The organism is Citrobacter sp. Cpo030, assembly GCF_030333005.1.
GTDB lineage: Bacteria > Pseudomonadota > Gammaproteobacteria > Enterobacterales > Enterobacteriaceae > Citrobacter > Citrobacter portucalensis.
Window position 1 is genome coordinate 118,193 of sequence record NZ_JAOWGT010000075.1, and the last position, 7,522, is coordinate 125,714.

General features: G+C 49.7%; 6 protein-coding genes and 1 pseudogene. 3 read left to right on the forward strand and 4 right to left on the reverse strand.

The genetic code is table 11. The features are described 5' to 3' along the window. Nucleotides 1-146: 146 nt before the first annotated feature. Nucleotides 147-2,933 (reverse strand): DNA polymerase I, encoded by a 2,787-nt coding sequence (gene polA, locus OGY37_RS21870; protein WP_164563275.1) that lies wholly within the window; start codon nucleotides 2,931-2,933, stop codon nucleotides 147-149. A gap of 363 nt (nucleotides 2,934-3,296) precedes the next feature. On the opposite strand from polA, the pseudogene yihG reads away from it, so the two are divergent. Continuing rightward, a pseudogene (yihG, locus tag OGY37_RS21875) lies at nucleotides 3,297-4,233 on the forward strand (1-acylglycerol-3-phosphate O-acyltransferase, YihG family). 13 nt (nucleotides 4,234-4,246) lie between these two features. Here yihG and dsbA read toward each other — a convergent pair. The 3 genes from dsbA to OGY37_RS21890 form a co-directional block, all read right to left on the reverse strand. Next, nucleotides 4,247-4,870: a thiol:disulfide interchange protein DsbA gene (gene dsbA, locus OGY37_RS21880; RefSeq protein WP_003028621.1), complete on the reverse strand. Its 624-nt coding sequence runs from the start codon at nucleotides 4,868-4,870 to the stop codon at nucleotides 4,247-4,249. 16 nt (nucleotides 4,871-4,886) lie between these two features. Next, on the reverse strand, nucleotides 4,887-5,873 hold the full coding sequence (locus tag OGY37_RS21885) for a serine/threonine protein kinase (protein ID WP_149385181.1): 987 nt from the start codon (nucleotides 5,871-5,873) through the stop codon (nucleotides 4,887-4,889). A gap of 76 nt (nucleotides 5,874-5,949) precedes the next feature. Beyond that, a complete protein-coding gene (locus OGY37_RS21890) occupies nucleotides 5,950-6,219 on the reverse strand; it encodes a YihD family protein (protein ID WP_003028616.1) in 270 nt (89 codons plus the stop codon). Between the two features lie 69 nt (nucleotides 6,220-6,288). On the opposite strand from OGY37_RS21890, the gene mobA reads away from it, so the two are divergent. After that, nucleotides 6,289-6,873, forward strand: a complete 585-nt coding sequence (gene mobA, locus OGY37_RS21895) for a molybdenum cofactor guanylyltransferase MobA (RefSeq protein WP_003028614.1) — start codon at nucleotides 6,289-6,291, stop codon at nucleotides 6,871-6,873. Further along, on the forward strand, nucleotides 6,855-7,373 hold the full coding sequence (gene mobB, locus OGY37_RS21900) for a molybdopterin-guanine dinucleotide biosynthesis protein MobB (protein ID WP_103015350.1): 519 nt from the start codon (nucleotides 6,855-6,857) through the stop codon (nucleotides 7,371-7,373). The genes mobA and mobB overlap by 19 nt, the downstream gene beginning before the upstream one ends. Nucleotides 7,374-7,522: the final 149 nt, after the last annotated feature.

Sequence of the window (7,522 nt, forward strand, 5' to 3'; positions counted from 1 at the left end):
GAATAACTTTACTCTTTTTTGAGCAGCTCAGAAAGCACTTTTTGTAATTTTTTTTCATTCCTTACATAGGGAATTCTAATGGACATCACAAAAAGCTCTCTCTTATGTTGCTTAGTTACGAAAAAGGGGCGTTATTAAGTAAACCCTTAGTGCGCCTGATCCCAGTTTTCACCACTCCCGACTTCCACCAGCAACGGCACGTCAATCTGGGTCTCGTTTTCCATCAGTTGGTGGATCTTTTTAGAGACGCTTTCCAGATCATCTTTGTGCACTTCAAACACCAGTTCATCGTGTACCTGCATGATCATACGCACGCGCGGTTGCTCGGTTTGCAGCCATCCATCCACAGCAATCATGGCTCGCTTGATAATATCTGCGGCAGTTCCCTGCATCGGGGCGTTAATGGCCGCACGCTCTGCACCTGCGCGACGAGCGCCATTACTGGATTTAATATCCGGTAAATAGAGACGGCGACCTTCCAGCGTTTCTACATAGCCTTGCTCTTTCGCCTGCGCGCGGGTACGTTCCATGTATTCCAACACACCTGGGTAGCGTTCAAAGTAGAGATCCATGTACTTCTGTGCTTCTTTGCGCGGAATATTCAACTGGCGCGCCAAACCAAAGGCGCTCATCCCGTAGATCAAACCGAAGTTGATGGCTTTCGCGCTGCGGCGTTGTTCGCTGGTCACGGAATCAAGCGGTAAACCAAAGACTTCAGCCGCCGTTGCGCGGTGAATGTCTTTCCCTTCGGCAAACGCGGTAAGCAGACCTTTATCACGTGAAAGGTGCGCCATGATACGCAGTTCAATCTGTGAGTAGTCCGCAGAGACAATCACGTAGTCTTCTGGCGCAATGAACGCCTGACGAATACGACGACCTTCGTCATTACGTACCGGGATGTTTTGCAGGTTTGGATCCGTTGAAGACAAGCGCCCGGTGGCGGTAACCGCCTGATGGTAGGAGGTGTGCACGCGTCCGGTTTTCTTGTTAATCATCAACGGAAGCTTATCCGTATAGGTCGACTTCAGTTTTGCTAAACCACGATATTCCAGGATCACTTTCGGCAATGGGTAATCCAGCGCGAGCTCTTCCAGTACCTCTTCCGACGTTGATGGCGCGCCGCCTGGGGTTTTCTTCAACGGCTTAATACCCTGCTTTTCAAACAGGATAGTTTGCAGTTGCTTAGTGGAAGAGAGGTTAAACGCTTCTCCGGCGATCTCGTGCGCTTTTTGCTCCAGCTCATTCAAACGCAGCGTCAGCTCTTCTGAATGCTTGTGCAGAACAGCCGGATCGATTTTCACACCGTTGCGCTCAACGCGAGACAAAACCGGCACCAGCGGCATATCGATATTTTCAAAGACGTTCAACGGCCCTTTATGCTGCTGCAATTCTGGCCACATCTTCAGATGCAGCTGTAACGTAACGTCGGCGTCTTCCGCAGCGTAACGACCAGCCTCTTCCAGTGCTATCTGGTTAAAGGTCAGCTGGTTTTTGCCTTTTCCAGCAATCTCTTCAAAGGTGATGGTCTTATGTTTCAGCCAGCGGTCCGACAGGCTGTCCATATCGTGTCGTCCAGCGACGCTGTTAAGAATGTAGGATTCGAGCATGGTGTCAAAAGTGATGCCGCGCAGCTCGATGCCATAGTTCGCCAGGATGCCGCGATCGTACTTCAGGTTTTGCCCGACTTTGTGCGCGTTCTCATCTTCCAGCAGCGGCTTTAGCAGCTCCAGCGCGCGGTCGCGCGCGATCTGGTCAGGGGCATCCAGGTAATCGTGGGCAACAGGAACATACGCCGCCACACCCGGTTCAATGGCAAAAGACAGGCCAACCAGATTCGCGGAAATGTTGTCCAGGCTGTCAGTTTCAGTATCGAAGGCAAAGACAGGTGCTTTTTTCAGCTTAGCGATCCACGCTTCCAGCGTCGCTTCGTCCAGAATCGTCACATAGTTATCGTACGAAAGAACCGTAGCCGGCTCCTCAGGCGTTTCATCGACGACAATAGTTTCTTGTGGTTTTGCCGCCGGCTTCGTTCCTTTTGCCTGTAGCCATTTACCTGCTTCAACGTCAGTAACCCAACGTTTGAATTCATACTGTTTAAACAGGCCAAGCAGTTCTTCTGCAGCGGGCTGACGGACTTCCAGCTGCTCACAGGTCAATTCCAGCTCAACATCCGTTTTGATGGTAGCCAATTGATAAGAGAGGTACGCCACCTCTTTGTTCTGCTCAAGTTTGCCCGCCATGGTTTTCGCACCACGGAAGGTCAGCCCCGCTATTTTGTCTGATTCGGCATAGAGGGTATCCAGCCCACCCAGCCCCTGCAGCAGTGCCTGAGCGGTTTTTTCGCCTACGCCTGGAACGCCAGGAATGTTATCTGAGGAATCCCCCATAAGCGCCAGGAAATCGATGATCAGTTCCGGCGGGACGCCGTACTTATTCACAACTTCATCCGGGCCGAGGATCGTATTGGTCATGGTGTTGATAAGGGTGATATTCGGCGTCACTAACTGAGCCATATCTTTATCACCGGTGCTAATCAGCACCGGGCGACCGATCTTCTCTGCTTCCCGCGCCAGCGTACCGATAACATCGTCCGCCTCCACGCCAGAAACAGCCAACAGTGGCAGCCCCATCGCCTTTACCATCGCATGCAGAGGTTCAATCTGCGCACGCAGATCGTCCGGCATCGGTGGGCGGTGAGACTTATAATGTTCGAATAATTCATCACGGAAGGTTTTACCCTTGGCGTCGAATACCACCGCTGCATGGGTTGGTTGATATTGCAGAATCAAGCTACGCAGCATGTTGAGGACACCGTACATCGCGCCCGTAGGTTCTCCTGCGCTGTTAGTCAGCGGTGGGAACGCGTGGTATGCGCGATACAGGTAAGATGAGCCATCTACAAGGATAAGTGGGTTTTCTGGGATCTGAACCATAATGTCCGTGCCTGTTTATCAGATTATGGGTAAAGGATGCCACAGACAGGATGAAAACATGAGTTTTTCGCCGCATTTGTCGAAAAACTTTTGCAGATCTTCTGCTTTGCTCGCAAAGACAGCTGTGGATAACTTTGTGAATAAATAATTTTCAGCTCTTTAAATATAGCAAGGAAATTAATGCTTCATTATATTTATATATATTTTTCAAAAGGTTAAATTAACGCACAGCATTTTATTCCATTTTTTCAGCTTATATCCTGATGTGGATAGATATTCTCTTTTTTTCTATTCAGGGAAGATCCATCATTTGGTTCGTTTTCTGATAAAATCAGCCCCTTGCGCCTCTTTCGCGCACTGTCTATGGCTAACCTTTTGAATAATTTAATTATGACGAGAATACTCGCTGCGATAACGCTGTTGCTGAGTATCGTGTTGACCATATTGGTCACGATTTTTTGTTCTGTGCCGATCATCCTTGCCGGAGTTGTGAAACTCCTTTTGCCCATTCCTGTCGTCTGGCGCAAGGTTTCCGTCTTCTGTAATTTCATGATGTACTGCTGGTGTGAAGGTCTGGCGCTACTGCTGCACCTTAATCCGCGGCTGAAGTGGGATGTTGAAGGGCTGGAAGGTCTTAGCAAGAAAAACTGGTATCTGCTCATTTGTAATCATTACAGCTGGGCCGATATCGTTGTGCTTTGCGTTCTGTTCCGTAAGCACATCCCGATGAATAAATATTTCCTCAAGCAGCAGTTGGCCTGGGTGCCCTTTATTGGCCTGGCCTGCTGGGCGCTGGATATGCCGTTTATGAAACGCTATTCACGTGGATATCTGCTTCGCCATCCGGAACGCCGTGGTAAAGATGTCGAAACAACGCGTCGTTCCTGCGAGAAGTTTCGCGTACACCCGACAACCATTGTGAATTTTGTCGAAGGTTCACGCTTTACCAAAGATAAACGTGAGCAAACCCGCTCTCCTTATCAAAACCTGCTCCCTCCTAAAGCGGCAGGTATTGCAATGGCATTGAACGTACTGGGGTCACAGTTCGATAAAATGTTGAACGTCACGTTGTGCTATCCGGAAAACAGTAGCCGACCGTTCTACGATATGCTGAGCGGTAAGCTAACGCGGATTGTCGTGCGGGTGAATCTGGAGCCAATCCATGAAGAGTTACACGGTGATTACGTGAACGATAAGGCATTCAAGCGCCGCTTTCAGCTGTGGTTGAATACGCTGTGGAGTGAGAAAGACGCGCAGCTCGACGCGATTAAAGCCTCAAAATAAAAAAGCCGGTCAGTGACCGGCTTTTGCTTTTACTTCTGACCGACCAGGTATTTCACGGTATCCGCATACTGTTGTACAAAGATATCCATGCTGCTGGTATCCATGCCTTGCGGATTTACCTGATATTTACCATTCACGAACATCGCCGGAACGCCCTGCAGCTGTAAATCAGCCGCTGCTTTTTCCTGCTGTGCCACGAGAGATTTCACTACGAAGCTGTTCCATGCCGCATCATAGTCTTCGCCTTTAATACCCGCATCGACAAACACTTTACGGATATCAGCAACAGACTGAACGGTCTGGGTTTTCTGAACCCCTTCAAACAGCGGAACAGTGACCTGATCTTCAACACCCAGCGCCATTGCAACCGCCCATGCCTGCGTCAGGTCTTTGCCCAAAGGCCCGAGAAACTCGACGTGGTATTTGGTCATCTTGGTGCCTTCCGGCAGTTTTTTCTTCACGTTATCAGACACATGAAGCACTTCTTCAAACTGATAGCAGTGCGGGCAGTAGAAGGAGAAGAACTCCAACACTTGCGGTTCACCCGCAACAGGCTTCTCCAGGGTGATGTATTGTTTACCATCCTGGAACTGCGCTGCAGATGCGCTAAAAGCTAAGACCATACCAGCCAGCGCCAGCCATATTTTTTTCATGTTCAAGTTTCTCCGATTAATACATTGGCGTTAATTGTAAGGGGGGCTCTTGCAGAATTTTTGCCTGCTCAATAAAGGTCGCGGTCTGACGATGCCAGTAATCTTCCCCAGTTAACCACGGGAAATTTTTTGGAAATGCAGGGTCAGCCCAACGTCGAATTAGCCAGGCAAGATAATAAACTAAACGCATAGCGCGTAAAGGTTCTATCAGTCCGATTTCAAAGGTGTCGAACTCACTAAACTCTTCATAAGCCTCGATAATGGTTTCCAGCTGCATACGTTGTTCAGCTTTATCACCATTGAGGAGCATCCATAAATCCTGAATAGCCGGACCGTTTCGGGCATCATCTAAATCGACAAACATCGGGCCATCGCGCCACAGAATATTACCGGCATGACAATCACCGTGCAGGCGTAATGTGGTAAAACGCGTATGCCAGCGTTCGGTAACGATCGCGATAAGCGCATCCGTTGCCTTCAGGAATGCCGCTTTTTGCCCTGATGGGATTAGCTGTGCGTGTTCAAAAACTTTACGCGGTTCGGTCAGGTATTCTTCAAGGCCAATCGTTGGGCGGAAGGTAAAAATACGCTTGCTTCCGGTCTGGTGCATACGCCCGAGATAGCGCCCCACCGCTTCCATCTGATCGATGTTGTCGGCTTCAAACTGGCGTCCACCGACGCTGGGGAAGATCGCATAATGGAAACCCTGGTGGCTTAACAGCGTTTGGCCGTTCAGTACCAACGGCGCAGCTACCGGGACTTCATCGCTTACCAGTTCCAGAGCAAACTGGTGCTCTTCCTGGATCTGATCGACAGACCAACGTTCAGGGCGATAAAACTTAACGACAAAGCGTCGACGGTCTTCGTCCTGGAATTGATAGACACGGTTTTCATAGCTGTTAAGCGGGGTAAGCCCGGAATCCACCCGGATCCCCTGCTCAAACAGTGCATCCATGATGGTATCCGGGTGTAGCGTCTGGAAATTAAAAGCGTTGTCGTTCATCCCATCATCCGGAAAATACTACGAATGATTCAGGATATCATTTCGCAGCGCTTTCGGTGGCGGCGATTACAAGCTTTTACTCTTTAATTACACCACGAGCGCGGAGTAGTGCAGTTTTAAAATCTTCTTCATAATCTTTCTGAATACCTGGAATGACAGCATCCTTCGCTGAGTCTCGCATTTTCAGGTGATAGATCAGAATGTCATCAGTTAAATCCGCCAGTTCGCCGTCAAAACCTGACTCTTGCGCCAGTTTCTGTAAAAATTGCATCAGGTTAAGATCGGGTTCCTTCTGCCAGGCAGGCTGGAGGAGTTCAATAACTTCATTCAGACGTTTACATTTCATGGTTGTGCTCCTTAGGCTCAATACAGATACGTTAGCAGGGTCAATCCCACATTAAAAGAGGCGATATCAGTGATTCTGGATAGTGCAATAACAGGGGTTGTGCTGGCTGGCGGTAAGGCCAGACGGATGGGCGGAACCGATAAAGGTCTGCTTGAGCTGGACGGTAAACCTCTTTGGCGGCATGTGGCCGACATTCTCGCTTTGCAGGTCGAAACCGTGGTGGTTAATGCCAATCGCCACCGGGATATATACCAGCAAAGCGGCCTGAAAGTTATCCCCGATTCCTTGGCCGATTTCCCTGGCCCACTGGCCGGGATGCTATCGGTATTCCTGCAGCAAACGGGGGAGTGGTTTCTGTTTTGCCCGTGCGATATGCCCTATATTCCTCACGATCTGGTCGCTCGTTTAAAAGAGCAGCGCAAAGCTGCACCGGTTGTCTGGGTGCATGATGGGGAAAGAGATCACCCAACCATTGCGCTGATGCACCGCTCTATGCAGCCTTTGCTGCAGGATTATCTTCAGTCTGGTGAACGACGCGTTATGGTCTTTATGCGTCTGGCTGGCGGTCATGCTGTCGATTTCAGCGATCATAAAGATGCGTTCGTAAACGTGAATACCCCCGAAGAGCTCGCAAAATGGCAGGAAAAATCATGATCCCATTACTCGCCATTGCGGCATGGAGCGGCACGGGAAAAACCACGCTGCTCAAAAAGTTGATCCCGGAACTACGTGCCAGAGGTATACGTCCCGGATTGATTAAACATACTCATCACAATATGGATGTCGACAAGCCCGGTAAAGATAGTTATGAACTGCGCAAAGCCGGTGCAGCACAAACGCTGGTCGCCAGCCAGCAACGTTGGGCATTAATGGTAGAAACACCGGAAGAGCCCGAACTGGATTTAGCGTATCTGGTAAGCCGGATGGATGCAGCGACGTTGGATCTAGTGCTGGTTGAAGGGTTTAAGCATGAACCTGTCGCTAAGATCGTGCTTTTTCGCGACGGTTGCGGGCATAGTCCTGAAGAATTGGCGATAGACGAATATGTTATCGCGGTTGCCAGTGATGTTCCGCTGGCGGTGGATGTTCCATTGTTAGACATCAACGATATACAGCAACTTGCTGATTTTGTTACGCAATGGATAAGATGGTAACCGTGGTGTTGTGATGCGCCTGATGCGCTGCGCTTATCAGGCCTACAAAATACATTCAGCCCAGCCCCTGCACGCCGCATCCGGCGGTTTTCATCCCGCACAGACGCAAAAAAGCCCATCCGGCAGGATGGGCTTCTTCACTTTAATTA